Here is a 15,375-nt window from a genome sequence, read left to right as displayed (position 1 = left end):
GAGAAGCTGGCCGCGCGATCCTGGCATGTCGTGCGGATCGGGCCGGACGCCGCCGCCTCGGCCCGCCGCGCGGCGATTTCCACCAGCGGCATCGCCCTGTTCGCGCCGCGCCTCTCGGCCAAGCAACTGGCGCTGTTTACCCGCCAGATCGCCTCGCTGATGACGGTCAGCCCGCTGGAGGAAGCGTTGCGCACGATCGCGCGGCAGACCGAGCAGCCGCGCGCCCGCGCGATCCTGTCGAGCGTCCACGCCGGCGTGGTGGAAGGGCTGCCGCTGGCCGAGGCGATGCGGCGCGAGGAGCCCAGCTTTCCCCCGGTCTATCGCGCGATGGTCGCGGCGGGGGAAAACTCCGGCACGCTGCCCGCCATCGCCAACCGGCTGGCCGACCTGCTGGAACGGCAGGCGCAAGTGCGGGGGAGAATCGTGGCGGCGCTGGCCTATCCGGTGGTGCTGTCGCTGGTCGCGCTGCTGGTGGTGACCGGGCTGATGATCTCGGTGGTGCCGCGCGTGGTCGAACAGTTCGACAACGCCAGCCGGCAACTGCCCCTGCTGACGCGCGTGGTCATCGCGGTTTCGCAGTTCCTGGCGCAGTGGTGGTGGGCCTTGCTGATCGTGGTGGCGCTGGCGGCGTTCGGCTTTGCCCGCGCGCTGCGGCGGCCGGCGTTCCGCTACCGCTGCGACAGTCTGCTGCTGCGCCTGCCGTTCGCCGGGCGGCTGCTGCGCGATGTCCACGCGGCGGGCCTCGCCCGCACGCTGGCGACGATGATCGAGGCCAAGCTGCCGCTGGTCGATGGCCTGAAGCTGGCCACGCGCACCGTGCACAACACCGTCCACCGGCAGGCGCTGGAAGCGATCACCGAAAGGGTCCGCGCGGGCGGTTCGCTGTCCACCGCGCTGCGCGAGGCGGAGACGTTCCCGCCGCTGCTGGTCTATCTGGCGGCGAGCGGCGAGGCGGCCGGGCAGCTTGGCCCCATGCTGGAACGCGCGGCGGAATATCTCGAGCGCGAGTTCGAAAGCTTCACCAGCGCGGCGATGGCCTTGCTGGAGCCCGCCATCATCGTGGTGATGGGCGCGCTGGTCGCGCTCATCATTCTTGCGATCCTGCTGCCGATCCTGCAGCTTCAGAACCTGACCGGACTTTAGGAACGATGCGAAACCAACGCAGCTTGCCCGCGCCCAACGGCTTCTCGCTCGTGGAGCTGATGGTGGTGCTGTTCATCATCGGCCTGCTGGCGACGGTGGTGCTGATCAACGTGCTGCCCAGCACCGACAAGGCGCGCGTGGTGAAGGCGCAGAGCGACATCGCCACGCTGGATCAGGCGATGGAGATGTACCGGCTCGACATGGGCACTTATCCGGGACAGGGCGAAGGGCTGGCCGCGCTGAAGACCCCGCCCGCCAATCTCGCGCTGCCGCAGAACTATCGCAGCGGCGGCTATGTGAAGGATCTGCCGAACGATCCTTGGGGACATCCCTATCAGTTCCAGGTGCCGGGGCGCGATGGCAAGCCCTTCGATATCTTCTCGCTGGGCGCGGACGGGCAGCCCGGCGGCAGCGATCTGAACGCCGATATCTACGCGGGCAAGGCCTGATCCGCGATGGATGCGGCAAGCGCCTTTTCCGTGCCCGACGGGCCGCCGGACGGCCTGATCGTGCTGTTGCCGGCCCGCTCTGGCGGCGGCTGGCGCTGGTGGCGCGTGGAACAGGGCGGTCTGGGCCGCGAACGGTCGTTCCTGGCCGATGCCGAAACCGCGCCGTGGGGGCGGCTGGCGGAAGGCAGCGTGGTGACGGCGCTGGTGCCGGCCGCGCGGGCGCCGGTGCGCGATCAACCGATGCCCGACATGCCGCCCGCACAGGCGATCGCCGCCGCCAGACTGGAGGCCGAAGCGCAGGGGATCGGTTCCGCGCGCCGCCATGCCGCCGCCGCGGCAGCGGAAGGCCGTCTGTTGTGCGTGACGGTCGATGCGGATGACATGGACCGCTGGCTGGCGGAACTGGCCGAAGCGGGGCTCGATGCGGCGGCGCTGGTTCCGGCCGCGCTGGTGCTGCCGCGCCCCGATGCCGGAATGGTGGTGGCGGAACTGGGCGACGAGCCGCTGGCGCGCACGCCCGCTGCCGCTTTTGCCGGCGAACCCGCCCTGACCGGCCTTCTTGCCGATGGCGCGGGAACGGTGGCGCTCGCTGCCGAAACGCTCGACGCGCGCTTGCTGGCTATCCATCGCGCGCCGCCGGTGAACTTGCGGCAGGGTGTTTATGCGCCACGCGGGCCGGGTTTCCTGAGCGGGATGCAAGGGGGGCAGTTGGCGCGGATGGCGGCGGTCGTGGCGCTGCTGGTGCTGGTGCTGATGCTGGTGTGGATCGCCAAGTGGGAGCTGGCGGCGTCGACGCGCGAGCGGGACGCACTGGCGCTGGCGCAACGCCGGTTTCCGGCGGCGAGCGATCTCGATAGCGCGGAGCGGCTGGTGGCGGCGGACATGGCAAAGCGCGGGCAGGGCGCGGCGAACTTCACCGCGCCGATGGCGGCGGTGCTGGCGGCGATGCAGCCGGTGCCGTCGATCCGGCTGCGCGATCTGGGCTACAGCGCGGATGGCACGCTGCGGTTCACCGCGGCGGCGCCGCGCGCCGAGGATGTCAACGCCGTGCTGATTGCCTTGCAGAACGCGGGCTGGAAAGTGACCGTGCCGCCGTCGCTGGCCTCCGATCCGACCGGGGCGACGGTGGTTACCATTACGGTGCGGGCGCCATGATCGCGCGGGTGCAAGCCTGGTACACGGGGCTGACCACGCGCGAACGGACGCTCGTGACGATTGCCGGCGCGCTCGCTGGCCTGACCGTGCTGATCTACGGCATCGTGCTGCCCGTGGGGCGCGCCTTCGACGCTGCCGATGCGCGCCATGTGGCGTCGGTGCAGCGCACGGAACGGCTGATGGCGGCGCTGCGGCTGCTCGATGCCCGGCCCGCCGGCCCGGCCTCGCGTACAGGGACGGGGCCGGTAGAACAGGCGGTCGCCGCCAGTGCCGAACAGGCCGGGTTTGTGCTGCAATCCAACCAGCCGCGCGGCAGCGACACGACCGCGATCATCATCGCTTCGGCGCGGCCCGCCGCAGTGTTCGCCTGGCTTGATGCGTTGGCGGGCACGGGCGTGATTGTCGATACGCTGACCGTCACGCCCGCGCCCGACGGATCGGTAGCGGTGAATGCCACCTTGCGCCGGAGTGGCATATGACTGTGGTCAGCAAGACGTCTGCGATGCCGCGCCGCGCGGTGCCGGTGCTGATCGCGGTGTTCCTCGCCGCGCTGGTCGTGCTGATGCCTCTGCGGATCGTGCTGGGGTGGGGCGGCGGGGCCTTGTCGGCGCGCTATGTCGACGGGCCGGTATGGTGGGGCCGGGCCTATGACCTGCGGATTGGCCCGGTGCCGGTGGGGACCGTCGATGCGGGTCTGCGCCCGTTGCCGCTGCTGATCGGCCGGACGGAGACGTGGCTTGAACGGCCAGCGGGGACCGGGCAAGCGCCCTTGCGCGCGCGGATCGGAGGCGGCGCGGGCGGGCTGCGTTTGGCCGATGCCACCGGTTCCCTGCCCTTGCCCGAAGGCCTCGGCCAATTGCCAGCCAGCACGATCGGCTTCGATCAGTTCGCGGTCGATTTCGCCGATGGGCGGTGCCGGTCCGCATCCGGCACGTTGACGGTGACGCTGGCCCCGGTGAGCGCGCTGATGCCCCGGCCGCTACCGCTAACGGGCAAGGCGCGGTGCCAGGATGGCGCGCTGGTCGTGCCGATGGCCGATAGTGGCGGCATGGCCCACTTGCTGCTCAAGGTGGCAGGCACCGGCGGGTGGACCGCCGATCTCTCGCTCGCGGGCTTGCCCGTGGAGATCAGCGGCCCTCTGGTGGATCAGGGCTTTTCCGCCCGGCCCGGCGGCATCGGCTTCCGGACCGGCGGAACGTTCTGACCGCCTGCTTCAGGCCAGTATTCTTCAGGCCGGTATTCTTCAGGCGAGCACTTCGGTCAGGAACCATACGCGGCGTTCGGCCTGATCGGTCCAGTCGTCGGCCATGCCCTCGGTCGCGTTGTCGCCGGCTTCGGTGGCCGCCGCCTTCACGCCACGGATCGCCTCGACCAGCTTGGCGTTGTCGTCGCGCAGCACCTTGACCATGTTCATGGCGTCGACCTTGGCGCGGTCGTCATCCTTGATCGAGGCTTTGCCGGCGATCGCGCCGATCGAGGTCAGCGTCGCCCCGCCGTTCTTGCGTACCCGTTCGGCGATGATGTCGGTCAGCGCGAAGATTTCGGCGGACTGTTCGTCGAACAGCAGGTGCAGATCGCGGAAGTGCGGGCCGGAGACGTGCCAGTGGAAGTTCTTGGTCTTGAGATAGAGCGTGAAGTAATCGGCAAGAAGGCCGTTCAGGCTGTCGATCAGCGCCTTCTTCGCATTGTCGCCCGGCATGGGAATCCCTTTCCTGCGGTTGGATGTTGATGGCATCCGTATACGCTTCCCAGCGCCGTTTGTTTCACGGGAAATGCGCGTAACGATGATCGATCGCGTCGATAAAAGCGTGGGGTTATTTTGGTTTTGGTAATTATTTCAGCGTGTTGAAAAAGCCGTGCAAGCGCATTGCCACCTCTGAAAAGTCCAGCATTTCCGCCAAATCCGAGGCATCCATCCGGTTCGGATGCATTGTCAGCGGTGCCATGTGGACCTAGTCTGATCGCCACATAGCGATATTGTTCCGAATTTTTCGCATTGGCCCATGCAGCAGGCGGGGGATGGATGCCGATGGAAGCAACGCTGTACGCGCTCGGGCTTGTCGAGCGTGAATTGCTGCTGTTCGCGGCGGTTTGGTTCGTCATCGGCGCTGCCGACGATCTTGGCATAGACATGCTGTGGCTGTGGCTGCGTCTCTCGGGCCGCGCCCGCACGGGGAGGCTGGAAGGGCCGGCGGATCAGCCCTTGCGCGGAATTGCGGCGGTGCTGGTCCCGGCCTGGCGTGAGCAGGACGTTGTGGGAGCCATGATCCGGCACAGCCTGGATGCATGGCCCCATGCGGAAATGCGCTTCTACGTCGGATGCTATCGCAACGATCCGGCGACGCTGGCCGCCGCGATCGCTTCCACCCGCGACGATCGCCTTCGGATCGTCGTCCACGATCGCGATGGCCCCACCACCAAGGCAGACTGTCTCAACCGGCTTTACGAAGCGATGTGCGAAGACGAGCGGCGCGGCCGCTTCCGCGTGCGCAGCGTGATCCTGCACGATGCCGAGGACATGGTGCACCCGGCGGCGCTTTCGCTGCTGGATAGCGCGCTGGACGAGGCGGACTTCGTCCAGTTGCCCGTGAGGCCGGAGCCGCAGCGCACATCGCGCTGGATCGGAGGGCATTACTGCGATGAATTCGCCGAGGCGCATGGCAAGGTCATGGTCGTGCGCGACTGGCTGGGCGCGGGGCTGCCGGCGGCCGGCGTGGGGTGCGCGTTTTCCCGCACGGCTCTGGAAACCGTGGCGGCGCGGCGTGGCGCGAGCCAGCCGTTCGCGCCCGAATGCCTGACCGAAGACTATGAATGCGGCTTGTTGATCGGGGAGGAAGGCGGACGCTCCCGCTTCCTGCGGGTCCGGGATGCGCGCGGGGACCTTGTCGCCACGCGCGAATTCTTCCCGGCGCGGCTGGACCAGGCCGTGCGCCAGAAGACGCGCTGGATGCATGGCATCGCGTTTCAGGGGTGGGACCGTCTGGGCTGGCGGTTGCGGCCGGCCGAACTGTGGATGCGCTTGCGCGATCGGCGCGGGCCGCTGGATGCGCTGGTGCTTCTTGCCGCCTATGTTCTGCTCGTGTTGGCGCCGGTCCTGATGATCGGGCGGGCTCTGGGCTACTATGAACCCGTGCCGCTGGGGCATGTCTTGCGCTGGTTGATCGGCGTGAATGCGTTTCTTCTCGGCTGGCGTTTGCTGGTACGCGGCGTTTTCACGGCGCGCGAATACGATCTGGCGGAAGGCGTGAGGGCGGTGTTGAGAGCGCCGGTCTCCAACGTGATCGCGATCATGGCCGGGCGGCGGGCGTTGATGGCCTATCTGGCGTCGCTCCGGCACGGCCAGACGGCGTGGGATCACACCAGCCATCATGACCATCCCGCACTGGCAACCCGGATATGACGATGGCTCTGGCAGGTGCAGGCGTCCATACCGGGGGCGCCGAAACCGGATCGCGAAGGAGAGGATCGCCGGTACTGTCGCTTGCCCTCGTGCTGGCTGGCTGGATTGCGCTGCGCACCATGGCGCTGGCCTTGCCCTCTCCCGAAACGCTGGCGCCACCGGGGAAGATGGCGCCGATGGTTCCCACGGAAGCGGCTGTCGCGTCGTCTGCGCCGATGTCGGTTCCGTTCGTCTCGATGTGGCTGCAGCCGTCAGGCGGGATGGCTCCCGTGCGGGAAGCGGAACGGCGGCCATGGCTGGTTGGCCAGGGGGCAGGCGCGGCCGATGCAGCCTTCGCAGGGTCCAGCAGGGCAAGCGGTTGGGGATGGTCCTTGCCACCGGGCGAGGTACCGCACGGACGCGACGACGTCCAGCGGGCCCCCGCCGTCGCGACGCGGACCGATCCCTTGCCGGCAGCCTATGCGGTGCCTGCCGGGGCGTCACCCGCGCCCCACGCGCGCTGGTCTGGCGATGCATGGTTCCTCCTGCGCCGTGGCAGCAGCGGGACAGCGCTTGCCGCCGGCCTGCCCGCCTATGGCGGCAGCCAGGCCGGCGGCGTTCTGCGCTATCGCATCATGCCGCAGGAACGGCACCGGCTGACGGCCTATCTTCGCGCTACAGGGGCGGTGCGGTCCGACGTGGATGACCGGCAACTGGCGCTGGGGCTTTCGGCACGCCCCGTTCCGACCATGCCGGTTTCCCTGCTGGTGGAGGGAAGATTGCAGCAGGGCAGCTTTGCCACCCGGCTGCGGCCATCGATCGCGGCGGTCACCGAACTGCCTCCGATCACCCTTCCGCTGGGTTTGAGGAGCGATGTCTACGCCCAGGCGGGATGGGTCGGCGGTGCCGGGGCGACACCCTTCTTCGACGCGCAGGCGGTGGTGGACCGCGCCCTGGTTCCGCTGGCGCGGGGGATCGATCTGCGCGCAGGCGGCGGAGTGTGGAGCGGGGGGCAGAAGGGCGCGGTCCGGCTTGACCTTGGCCCGCGCGCGGGCCTGGTGGTGCAACGTGGCCGGTTTCCCCTGCGTCTTTCCGCCGACTGGCGCTTCCGCGTGGCGGGCCAAGCGGCGCCGGGATCGGGACCGGCGCTGACCCTGGCCACGGGGTTCTGACAGAACAAGGCTGAAAACTGTTCGGAAAGAGGCGCGCCCGCCGTTCCCAAGCCGGTCGCGCTGCGCTACGCCGTGACAGTAATGGACGTCTATCTTCCGATCGCCAACCTGTCGGTCAACGGTCTGGTCATCGTCGCGCTGGGCGCGCTGACGGGCCTGCTGTCCGGCATGTTCGGGGTGGGCGGCGGTTTCCTGACCACACCCTTGCTGATCTTCTATGGCGTGCCGCCCACGGTCGCCGCCGCATCGGCCGCCAGCCAGGTGACGGGCGCCAGCGTTTCGGGGGCGTTCGCGCACGCGCGGCGCGGTGGCATCGATTATCAGATGGGCGCGGTGCTCGTGGCCGGGGGCGTGATCGGCACCGGGCTGGGCGCGCTGCTGTTCCGTCTGCTCCAGTCGCTGGGGCAGATCGATACCGTCATCAACATCCTGTACGTGCTGCTGCTGGGCGGCATCGGCGGACTGATGGCGCACGAAAGCATCACCGCGTTGCGCGCGCAGAAGGCTGGCATCGCGCTTCCCGCGCGCAAGCGACGGCACCATCCGCTGGTGGCCAGCCTGCCGTGGCGCTGGCGTTTCTACCGCTCGGGCCTGTACATCTCGCCGCTGGCGCCGCTGCTGCTCGGCATGGCCACGGGCATTCTCACCATGCTGATGGGGATCGGTGGCGGGTTCATCCTCGTGCCCGCGATGCTCTACATCCTGGGCATGAGCGTGGGCGTGGTGGTCGGCACATCGCTGTTCCAGATCCTGTTCGTGACCATGGCGACGACGATGATGCACGCCCTGACGACGCGCGCCGTCGATATCGTGCTGGCGGTGCTGCTGCTGGTGGGATCGGTGTCGGGCGCGCAGATCGGCGCGCAGTTCGCGCAGAAGGCGAAGCCCGAACAACTCCGCCTGATCCTGGCGGTGATCGTGTTGGGGGTGGCGCTGCGGATGGCGCTGGGGCTCGGCTACCGGCCGGACGAAATCTACACGGTGATCCCGTTGTGATCGCGCTGCGGTCCGCCCTGTTGGTACTGTGCCTGCTTCTGCTCGGCGGTGCGCGTGATCCGATTCTGGTGCCGGAAATCTCGCAGCACGAAGTGCAGGTGCGGCAGGGCTTTACCGGGGCCGACTTGCTGCTGTTCGGTGCGATCCTCAGCCCGGAAGGCACGCGCGCGGCGCAGGATTACGATATCATCGTGGTGCTGGAAGGGCCGGTGCGGTCGATCGTGCTGCGCGAGAAGCAGAAGGTCGCCGGCATGTGGATCAATGCCGCCAGCACCGAGTTCCGCTCCGCCCCCAGCTATTACGCGATCGCCTCGTCTCGCCCGATCGCGCGGATCGTGGACGACAAGACGGCGGCTATCTACGAACTGGGGCTCAAGTGGTTGCAGCTTTCGCCGATCGGGGTGATCGATCCCGCCGAACAGAAGCGCTTTTCCGCGGGGCTTGTGGACCTGATGCAGCGGCAGGGGCTGTACCGGCAGGACGAAGGCGCGGTGAAGATCAGCGGGCAGGTGCTGTACCAAGCCCGCATCGCCCTGCCTTCGAGCGTTCTGACCGGCACCTACACTGCCGAAACCTTCGCGGTGCGCGATGGCAGGGTCGTCGCGTCGGCCATTACCCGGGTCGAGGTGACCAAGGAGGGGTTCGAGCGGTTCGTGGCGGTCAATGCCCAGCGCAACGGGCTGCTCTATGGCCTGTTCGCGGTGCTGGTGTCGGTGGCGATGGGCTGGATCGCCGGCCGCCTTTTCGCGCTGGTCTAGGGTCAGGACCCTAGGCGGGCGTTGGCGGTGTCAAGAACCGCGCCATCTCCTTCATTAGCCTCATTTTAACCGAGCTGGATTACCTCCCGACGGTCACGCGTGATCGGCTCGAGGTATTGGGTGATGTCGGAAATGAGCATGCAGGGTTTCGAAACCGGGTCGCCCGCCCAGCCCGCCGATCTTCGTGCGAACAGCCACGAAAATGCGCGCAAGCCGATCGGCTTCGTCGCCGATGTCTCGGGGTCGGGTGGCGTGATCGGCATCGATCTGGCGCGGCTGAAGGAATGCATGGGCGATGACGACGCTTCCGTCGCGCTGTCGGGCCAGGTCGGCTGTCCGGTGAAGATCCGCGTGGGCAATTCGTGGCTTCTGGCCACGGTGCGCAACCAGCGGCAGGATGCGGCGTTCGAAGGCGGCGTGATCGCGCAGATCGATTTCCTGGGCGAAGGCGACGAGGAACGCCTGACCGGGCGGCTTTACGGCTTCCGGCGTGGCGTGACGCGCTTTCCGGTGCCGGGCGCGCTGGTCTATCCGGCGACCAGCGCAGACTTGCGGCAGGTCTATGCCAGCGATGGCCGGTCCAGCATCGTCATCGGCACCGTGTTCCCCACGCGCGACATCCGCGCGGGTGTCTACATCGACGCGCTGCTGGGCAAGCACTTTGCGCTGCTGGGATCGACCGGCACCGGTAAGTCGACCAGCGCCGCGCTGATCCTGCACCGCATCTGCGAGATGGCGCCCGATGGCCATATCGTGATGATCGATCCGCATGGCGAATATGCACAGGCGTTCCGCCACACCGGGCAATTGCTGGACGTGACGAACCTGCAGATGCCGTACTGGCTGATGAATTTCGAGGAACATTGCGAGGTGTTCCTGACCACGCAGGGCGCCGAGCGGCAACTGGATGCCGATATCCTGGCCAAGTGCCTGTTGCAGGCACGGATGAAGAACCGCCTGGCCGAGCAGGTTGGCCGGATCACCGTGGATTCGCCGATACCCTATCTGCTCTCGGACCTGTTGCTGGTGCTCCAGAACGAGATGGGCAAGCTCGACAAGGGCCACGGCGCGATCCCCTACATGCGGATCAAGGCCAAGGTCGACGAGATCAAGGGCGATCCGCGCTACCAGTTCATGTTCTCGGGGATGCTGGTCGGCGATACGATGGTCGACTTCCTGTCCAAGGTGTTCCGCCTGCCGGCCAGCGGCAAGCCGATCACCATCATCGACGTTTCGGGCATCCCCTCGGAAATCACCTCGACCGTGGTCGCGGTGCTGAGCCGGCTGGTGTTCGACTACGCGATATGGTCGCGCGACGAAGAGACGCAGCCGATCCTCCTGGTCTGCGAGGAAGCGCACCGCTACGTGCCCAACGAACGCGTGGCGAGCAATTCGTCGGCGGCAAAAGTGCTGTCGCGGATCGCCAAGGAAGGGCGAAAGTACGGCGTCTCGCTGGGGCTGATCACGCAGCGTCCGTCCGACCTTGCCGAAGGCGTGCTGTCGCAGTGCGGCACGATCATCTCGATGCGCCTCAACAACGAGCGCGACCAGGCGTTCGTGCGCGCGGCCATGCCCGAAGGCGCGCGGGGCTTCCTCGATGCCATCCCGGCGCTGCGCAATCGCGAATGCATCATCTGCGGCGAAGGCGTTTCGATCCCGGTGCGGCTGTCGTTCGACGATCTCGAAGAGGCGCGGCGTCCTGCTTCCGCCGACCCTTCGTTCTCCGAACTCTGGGCGCGTTCGGGCGGCGAGGATATGGCCGTGCAGCGCACGGTGCAGCGTTGGCGATCGCAAAGCCGCTAGGTCAGGACCCATTACTGGCGCGGTCGAGGCGTCCAAATGGCGAACATATCGGGCCGAAAGGCGCGCCGCGAAGGCTGGTTGCCTTTGCAAGCGCCTTTCGGTTCGAGATGGAAGCCATTTGGGCGTCCCGCAGGGATTTGACGCAAAATGGCCCAGCGCTGCGTCGGAGCGGCTTGAAATATCGACATATTCCTGCGCCCCTCCTCCTTGCGCCGGGCCATTTTGCGTCAAACCTCAACCGCGCCAGTAATGGGTCCTGACCCTAAGTCGAAGCGCGGCAGCGCCTACAGCGTGGGCGTCATCCGGCCCGCCACATCGCCATCGGCGCAGGTTTCCTCCTCCGCTTCCAGTTCGGAAATTGCGCGGCTGCGCGTGCGCCAGCCAGAGCGGCTGTACACGTAGAGGGCCAGCGAAGTAGCGATGACCGAACCGAACGGCATGGCCAGCCACAGCGCGTCCGCCCCGATGTGGGGATAGGCCAGGTAGTAGAAACCCAGGCGTCCCGGATACATCGCGATGGCCAGCACGATCAGTGGCGCGATCACCACACCGCCGGCGCGCATCGTGCCGAACAGGACGATGGTGACGCCGAACAGCACATAGCTCCAGCTCGCCAGGAACTGAATGTGCCGCGCGGCGTCCACCGCCGGGCTGTTCGGGCCGAGGAACAGTTCCAGCGAACCGCGATCGAACAGCAGCAGGATCACCGTCATCGCCCCGGTCATCGCGAAGTTCAGCAGCACGCCCGAACGGGTGATCTGCCCCAGCCGGTGCAACAGCCCGGCGCCGATGGCCTGCGCGGCCATGGCGCTGACCGCCGCCGAGATCGCCATCGCCGGCATCTGCAGGTAGGTCCACAGTTGCAGCGACGCGCCATAAGCCGCGCTGATCAGCACGCCTTCGCGGTTGACCAGCCCGATCATGATGATCCCGGCGGCCGAGATCAGCAGCATCTGCGCGCCCATCGGCAGGCCCTTGCGCACGATATAGCCCAGTTCGGATCGTTGCGGGATCAGATAGGCCAGCTCCGCTCCGCGCAACCGCAGCGGCAGGTCACGGGCATAGACCCAGGTCACCATGGCCAGCATCGAGACGTAGGACGCAGTGGCGGTGGCGGTGGCCGCACCGGCGATGCCCAGGCGGGGAAACGGGCCGATGCCCGCGATCAGCAGCGGGTTCAGCGCGATGTCGAGCACGACCGACAGGATCATGAACTTGAGCGGCGTCTGCGCATCGCCCGATCCGCGCAGGCCCATGCCCAGCATGACCGTAATCATCGAGGCCGGCATGGCCACGAAGATCACGCGCAGATAGGTCAGCGCAAAATGATAGGTTTCGCCGGGCGTAGCCATCGCGTGCAGCAGCGCCGGCGCGAATATCCAGCCGGCCGTGGCGACGCACAGGGAAAGCCCGAGGCAGAACCCGAGCGCCGTGCCGAAGGTGCGCCGTGCCGCGTCGATGTTCCGCGCGCCGAACGCCTGGCCGACCTTTACCGTCGCCGCCATGCCGAAGCCGAACACCGCGGCGAAGACCAGGAACATCACCACGTTGGCGTTGGCCGTTGCCGCCAGCGCGCTTTCGCCCAGCAGCCGCCCGACCCAGACCGAATTGACCGATCCGTTGAGCGACTGGAGAATGTTGGCGGCCAGCGTTGGCGCGGAAAACAGCAGCAGCGTGCGCAGGATCGGACCCTTGGTCAGATCGCGATGGCCGCCGGGCGCTGCCGGGCGCGACGCTGAGGGCTGCGCCATCGCTGGCGGTGAAGCGGCGGGATCGGTCACCAGTGCTTTCCTCAATCGTTCAGGTCGGATTTTCCGGCCTTCAACGCGGCCAAGGCGGCAAAGGGGCCGGAGGCTTCCTCTCCGGCAAGGCCGTGCTTCTGGCGCGCGGCGTCCGCTTCGGGGCCTTCCGCGAAAGGATCGATCGCCAGACCGAGGCTTTGCGCCACGGCCTCGCCCAGATCGAACGTCATCCCCTCGTATTCGATCTCGTCGCAATCGTCCGCGGTGATCTCGATTTCGTCTTCGGACGCTCCTTCCGCTCCGGGATGCACGAAACGGAGCAGGATCGGCTCGTCGATCGCTACCGGGAAATCCTCGCCTGAAATGGCGCAGGGCTGGATGATCGACGCGGTCAGCCGGCCTCGCGCCAGCACGGTTTCGCCTTCGACCGAAAGCCGGATGTCCGCGCGCATCGTGTCGATCGCGCTGATGCCAAAGCGGCCGGCCAGGCGGCGGCGCTCGTCCGCATCGGGTTCGACCATCACGGGGGCGCCGGTGATCTGGCGGATGTCGATCATCCGGCTGAGTTCGGGGGTGCCGGTCATGCGGGGATCTCCCCGGCAAGCAGGCGTTCGGCCGGGACGGCGTCCAGCGCGCCAGCGAGCGCGCGGACCCGGCCGACGAGCGCCTGCGGTCCCGTACCTTCGTCCGCCAGGCCGTCGACCAGCGTGACATTGCGGGTGATCGCCTCGCTCAGCGCGCTGTCGTCCGCCGTCGCCAGCGCATCGCGATAGGCGCCCAGCCGGCCGCCCAGCGTGCTCATCAGCCGCCCCATGTGCTTGCCCACCACCATGTCGCCCACGCCGCTTTCGCGCAGTTGCCCGTCCATGTCATCGACGAACAGTTCGGTCAGCCGCACCGACGGTTCCACCAGCGCCGGTTCGCGTTCCATGCGCAGCAGCACCAGGCTGAGCACCAGCGTGATCGCGTCGAACCGGCCGGGCAGCGTATCGGCGATCCCGAATTCCGCGTACCACGCCTTCCCGCGCGAGGCGGCGACCACGGCATGCCACAACGGCCGCACGGTGGCGCGGTCATCGCGGCCGGGGCCGAACAGCCGGGCTAGAAACGACATCGGAACTTCCTTCCCTGCGGTCCTGCCCGCACGGCTTGCGGGATTCGTTCAGGACCGATTAAATCGCCTGTGGCCACGTGGCATCGCGCTGTCCATTGCGGTTCCGCCGTTTGGCCCCTAAGGCTTGCGCGATATAGGGAACCCGGGCGCGAAGGCAAACGGGATGCCTGCCATAGCCGGGCCTGAGGCCCGGATCGAGAAGCGGAGTTCGGGAATGCGCGATAATCGGCTGATGGTGCGGGGCGTTGCGGCGGTGACGCTTGCGGTGCTGGCCGGCGGATGTTCGAGCATTCGCGACCATCGCGGCTATCTGATCGATCCCGCGCTGACCGATTCGGTGCAGCCGGGCGTGGACAACCGCCTTTCCGTGGAAAAGGCGCTGGGGCAGCCGACGTTCAAGAGCCAGTTCGGCAAGCCGACCTGGTACTACGTGTCGATCGACACCAAGCAGAGGCCGTTCACCCGGCCGCGCACCAATGCCGAGTTCATCATGAAGGTGAACTTCGATGCGGCGGGCAATGTCGCCAGCGTCGAACGGGGCGGCATGGAAAAGGTCGTGCGGATCAATCCCGATCGCGACAAGACGCCGACACTGGGCCGCGACCGCAGCTTCTTCGAGGATCTGTTCGGCAATATCGGCGCGGTTGGCGCGGTGCCGGGCGCGACGGGCCAGAGCGGCCGTCCGGGCGGGTCCGGTCCGAACGGAAGCTGATCCTGGTCGTTCCCGGCCGGCTTGAACCGCCGCCAACTTGAACAGCCGGGGGCATTCCCCATATCGCGGTCATGGACGACAGCAGGGCGAGCCACGGCCTGATCCAGTGGCACGGCACCACCATCATCGGGGTGAAGAAGAACGGGCGCACGGTGATTGCCGGCGACGGTCAGGTTTCCATGGGCAACACGGTGATGAAGCCGAACGCCCGCAAGGTCCGCAGGATCGGCGACGGCAACGTGATCGCCGGTTTCGCCGGAGCGACCGCCGATGCCTTTACCCTGTTCGAACGGCTGGAGCGCAAGCTGGAGCAGCACCGCGGCCAGCTGATGCGCGCGGCGGTGGAACTCGCCAAGGACTGGCGCACCGACAAGTACCTGCGCAATCTGGAAGCGCTGATGATCGTGGCCGACGCGGAGACGCTGCTGGTGCTGACCGGCAACGGCGATGTGCTGGAGCCTGAAGCCAAGAACGACGCGATCATTGCCGCGATCGGCTCTGGCGGCAACTACGCGCTCAGCGCCGCCAGGGCGATCACCGACTACGAGGACGACGCCGAGACGATCGCCCGCCGCGCGATGCAGGTGGCGGCCGATATCTGCGTGTTCACCAACGACCGCGTGACGGTGGAAACCATATAGGCATCATCCCCCCTCCCGCTTGCGGGAGGGGCCGGGGGTGGGCGGTCCAAGACGCTACACCCCAAAGACCCACCCCCATCCCCTCCCGCAAGCGGGAGGGGGGAGCTTCAGAATGAAAGACAACCTTACCCCCAAGGCCATCGTCCGCGCGCTGGACGAACATATCGTCGGGCAGCAGGACGCCAAGCGCGCGGTCGCCGTGGCGCTGCGCAACCGTTGGCGGCGGCAGCATCTCTCGGCCGACCTGCGCGACGAGGTCAGCCCAAAGAACATCCTGATGATCGGGCCGACCGGCTGCGGCAAGACCGAGA

The 15,375-nt window shown here is 67.5% G+C and carries 16 protein-coding genes and 1 pseudogene; 13 read left to right on the top strand and 4 right to left on the bottom strand.

What is annotated here, in order from left to right; genetic code table 11:
* From gspF to gspN, 5 genes are all read left to right on the top strand, one after another.
* On the top strand, positions 1–1,143 hold a 1,143-nt coding region (gspF, locus tag B3547_RS21960), incomplete at its 5' end, for a type II secretion system inner membrane protein GspF (protein WP_292967081.1).
* A 23-nt stretch (positions 1,144–1,166) separates the two neighbouring features.
* Positions 1,167–1,592, top strand: coding sequence for a type II secretion system major pseudopilin GspG (gspG, locus tag B3547_RS21955; protein ID WP_414690606.1), 426 nt, complete (start codon positions 1,167–1,169; stop codon positions 1,590–1,592).
* A gap of 6 nt (positions 1,593–1,598) precedes the next feature.
* A complete protein-coding gene (gspL, locus tag B3547_RS21950; RefSeq protein WP_292967075.1) occupies positions 1,599–2,747 on the top strand; it encodes a type II secretion system protein GspL in 1,149 nt (382 codons plus the stop codon).
* Complete coding sequence (gene gspM / locus B3547_RS21945; RefSeq protein ID WP_292967072.1) at positions 2,744–3,226, top strand: type II secretion system protein GspM; 483 nt, start codon at positions 2,744–2,746, stop codon at positions 3,224–3,226. Before gspL ends, gspM begins: the two co-directional genes overlap by 4 nt.
* Positions 3,223–3,951, top strand: coding sequence for a type II secretion system protein N (gspN, locus tag B3547_RS21940; protein ID WP_292967069.1), 729 nt, complete (start codon positions 3,223–3,225; stop codon positions 3,949–3,951). Before gspM ends, gspN begins: the two co-directional genes overlap by 4 nt.
* Positions 3,952–3,990: 39 nt before the next feature.
* On the opposite strand, the gene B3547_RS21935 is transcribed toward gspN, so the two are convergent.
* Complete coding sequence (locus tag B3547_RS21935) at positions 3,991–4,446, bottom strand: Dps family protein (RefSeq protein ID WP_124809317.1); 456 nt, start codon at positions 4,444–4,446, stop codon at positions 3,991–3,993.
* Between the two features lie 330 nt (positions 4,447–4,776).
* On the opposite strand from B3547_RS21935, the gene B3547_RS21930 reads away from it, so the two are divergent.
* From B3547_RS21930 to B3547_RS21910, 5 genes are all read left to right on the top strand, one after another.
* A complete protein-coding gene (locus B3547_RS21930) occupies positions 4,777–6,147 on the top strand; it encodes a glycosyl transferase family protein (RefSeq protein WP_292967066.1) in 1,371 nt (456 codons plus the stop codon).
* A gap of 2 nt (positions 6,148–6,149) precedes the next feature.
* Positions 6,150–7,298, top strand: coding sequence for a hypothetical protein (locus tag B3547_RS21925; RefSeq protein ID WP_292967064.1), 1,149 nt, complete (start codon positions 6,150–6,152; stop codon positions 7,296–7,298).
* Between the two features lie 81 nt (positions 7,299–7,379).
* On the top strand, positions 7,380–8,294 hold the full coding sequence (locus B3547_RS21920) for a sulfite exporter TauE/SafE family protein (RefSeq protein ID WP_124809314.1): 915 nt from the start codon (positions 7,380–7,382) through the stop codon (positions 8,292–8,294).
* Positions 8,291–9,052 carry a TIGR02186 family protein gene (locus B3547_RS21915; RefSeq protein ID WP_125953938.1) on the top strand — a complete coding sequence of 254 codons (762 nt, stop codon included), beginning with the start codon at positions 8,291–8,293 and terminating at the stop codon, positions 9,050–9,052. Before B3547_RS21920 ends, B3547_RS21915 begins: the two co-directional genes overlap by 4 nt.
* Before the next feature lie 132 nt (positions 9,053–9,184).
* Positions 9,185–10,855, top strand: a complete 1,671-nt coding sequence (locus B3547_RS21910; protein ID WP_414690607.1) for an ATP-binding protein — start codon at positions 9,185–9,187, stop codon at positions 10,853–10,855.
* A 284-nt stretch (positions 10,856–11,139) separates the two neighbouring features.
* Here the strand turns inward: B3547_RS21910 and B3547_RS21905 are convergent, their stop codons facing one another.
* Genes B3547_RS21905 through B3547_RS21895 form a run of 3 tightly spaced genes read right to left on the bottom strand, consistent with a single transcriptional unit; the run spans position 11,140 to position 13,711 of the window.
* Positions 11,140–12,606 (bottom strand): MATE family efflux transporter, encoded by a 1,467-nt coding sequence (locus B3547_RS21905; protein WP_292967084.1) that lies wholly within the window; start codon positions 12,604–12,606, stop codon positions 11,140–11,142.
* A 41-nt stretch (positions 12,607–12,647) separates the two neighbouring features.
* Positions 12,648–13,181: a YceD family protein gene (locus tag B3547_RS21900; protein WP_292967056.1), complete on the bottom strand. Its 534-nt coding sequence runs from the start codon at positions 13,179–13,181 to the stop codon at positions 12,648–12,650.
* Positions 13,178–13,711: a ubiquinol-cytochrome C chaperone family protein gene (locus B3547_RS21895; RefSeq protein ID WP_292967053.1), complete on the bottom strand. Its 534-nt coding sequence runs from the start codon at positions 13,709–13,711 to the stop codon at positions 13,178–13,180. Before B3547_RS21895 ends, B3547_RS21900 begins: the two co-directional genes overlap by 4 nt.
* 214 nt (positions 13,712–13,925) lie before the next feature.
* On the opposite strand from B3547_RS21895, the gene B3547_RS21890 reads away from it, so the two are divergent.
* The 3 genes and pseudogenes from B3547_RS21890 to B3547_RS21880 all read left to right on the top strand — a co-directional run.
* Complete coding sequence (locus tag B3547_RS21890) at positions 13,926–14,423, top strand: outer membrane protein assembly factor BamE (protein ID WP_124811319.1); 498 nt, start codon at positions 13,926–13,928, stop codon at positions 14,421–14,423.
* Between the two features lie 71 nt (positions 14,424–14,494).
* The gene (hslV, locus tag B3547_RS21885) at positions 14,495–15,064 is read left to right on the top strand and encodes an ATP-dependent protease subunit HslV (protein ID WP_124811318.1); all 570 of its coding nucleotides are present in this window, start codon (positions 14,495–14,497) and stop codon (positions 15,062–15,064) included.
* Positions 15,065–15,176: 112 nt separating this feature from the next.
* Positions 15,177–15,375 (top strand): annotated as a pseudogene (locus tag B3547_RS21880) (HslU--HslV peptidase ATPase subunit); the annotation flags it as partial.

Origin of the sequence: Novosphingobium sp. UBA1939 (genome assembly GCF_002336885.1) — a bacterium.
Taxonomy (GTDB): domain Bacteria; phylum Pseudomonadota; class Alphaproteobacteria; order Sphingomonadales; family Sphingomonadaceae; genus Novosphingobium.
Note: the sequence above shows the minus strand (reverse complement) of the source record. Positions and strands in the feature narration are given on the sequence as shown.

Excerpts from the sequence above, each read along its gene's own strand:
- B3547_RS21905 (WP_292967084.1), bottom strand. The coding sequence starts at position 12,606 with ATGGCGCAGCCCTCAGCGTCGCGCCCGGCAGCGCCCGGCGGCCATCGC.
- hslV (WP_124811318.1), top strand. The coding sequence starts at position 14,495 with ATGGACGACAGCAGGGCGAGCCACGGCCTGATCCAGTGGCACGGCACC.
- B3547_RS21930 (WP_292967066.1), top strand. The coding sequence starts at position 4,777 with ATGGAAGCAACGCTGTACGCGCTCGGGCTTGTCGAGCGTGAATTGCTG.
- B3547_RS21890 (WP_124811319.1), top strand. The coding sequence starts at position 13,926 with ATGCGCGATAATCGGCTGATGGTGCGGGGCGTTGCGGCGGTGACGCTT.
- gspM (WP_292967072.1), top strand. The coding sequence starts at position 2,744 with ATGATCGCGCGGGTGCAAGCCTGGTACACGGGGCTGACCACGCGCGAA.
- B3547_RS21920 (WP_124809314.1), top strand. The coding sequence starts at position 7,380 with ATGGACGTCTATCTTCCGATCGCCAACCTGTCGGTCAACGGTCTGGTC.
- gspN (WP_292967069.1), top strand. The coding sequence starts at position 3,223 with ATGACTGTGGTCAGCAAGACGTCTGCGATGCCGCGCCGCGCGGTGCCG.
- B3547_RS21910 (WP_414690607.1), top strand. The coding sequence starts at position 9,185 with ATGAGCATGCAGGGTTTCGAAACCGGGTCGCCCGCCCAGCCCGCCGAT.
- B3547_RS21935 (WP_124809317.1), bottom strand. The coding sequence starts at position 4,446 with ATGCCGGGCGACAATGCGAAGAAGGCGCTGATCGACAGCCTGAACGGC.
- B3547_RS21925 (WP_292967064.1), top strand. The coding sequence starts at position 6,150 with ATGGCTCTGGCAGGTGCAGGCGTCCATACCGGGGGCGCCGAAACCGGA.
- B3547_RS21895 (WP_292967053.1), bottom strand. The coding sequence starts at position 13,711 with ATGTCGTTTCTAGCCCGGCTGTTCGGCCCCGGCCGCGATGACCGCGCC.
- gspL (WP_292967075.1), top strand. The coding sequence starts at position 1,599 with ATGGATGCGGCAAGCGCCTTTTCCGTGCCCGACGGGCCGCCGGACGGC.
- B3547_RS21900 (WP_292967056.1), bottom strand. The coding sequence starts at position 13,181 with ATGACCGGCACCCCCGAACTCAGCCGGATGATCGACATCCGCCAGATC.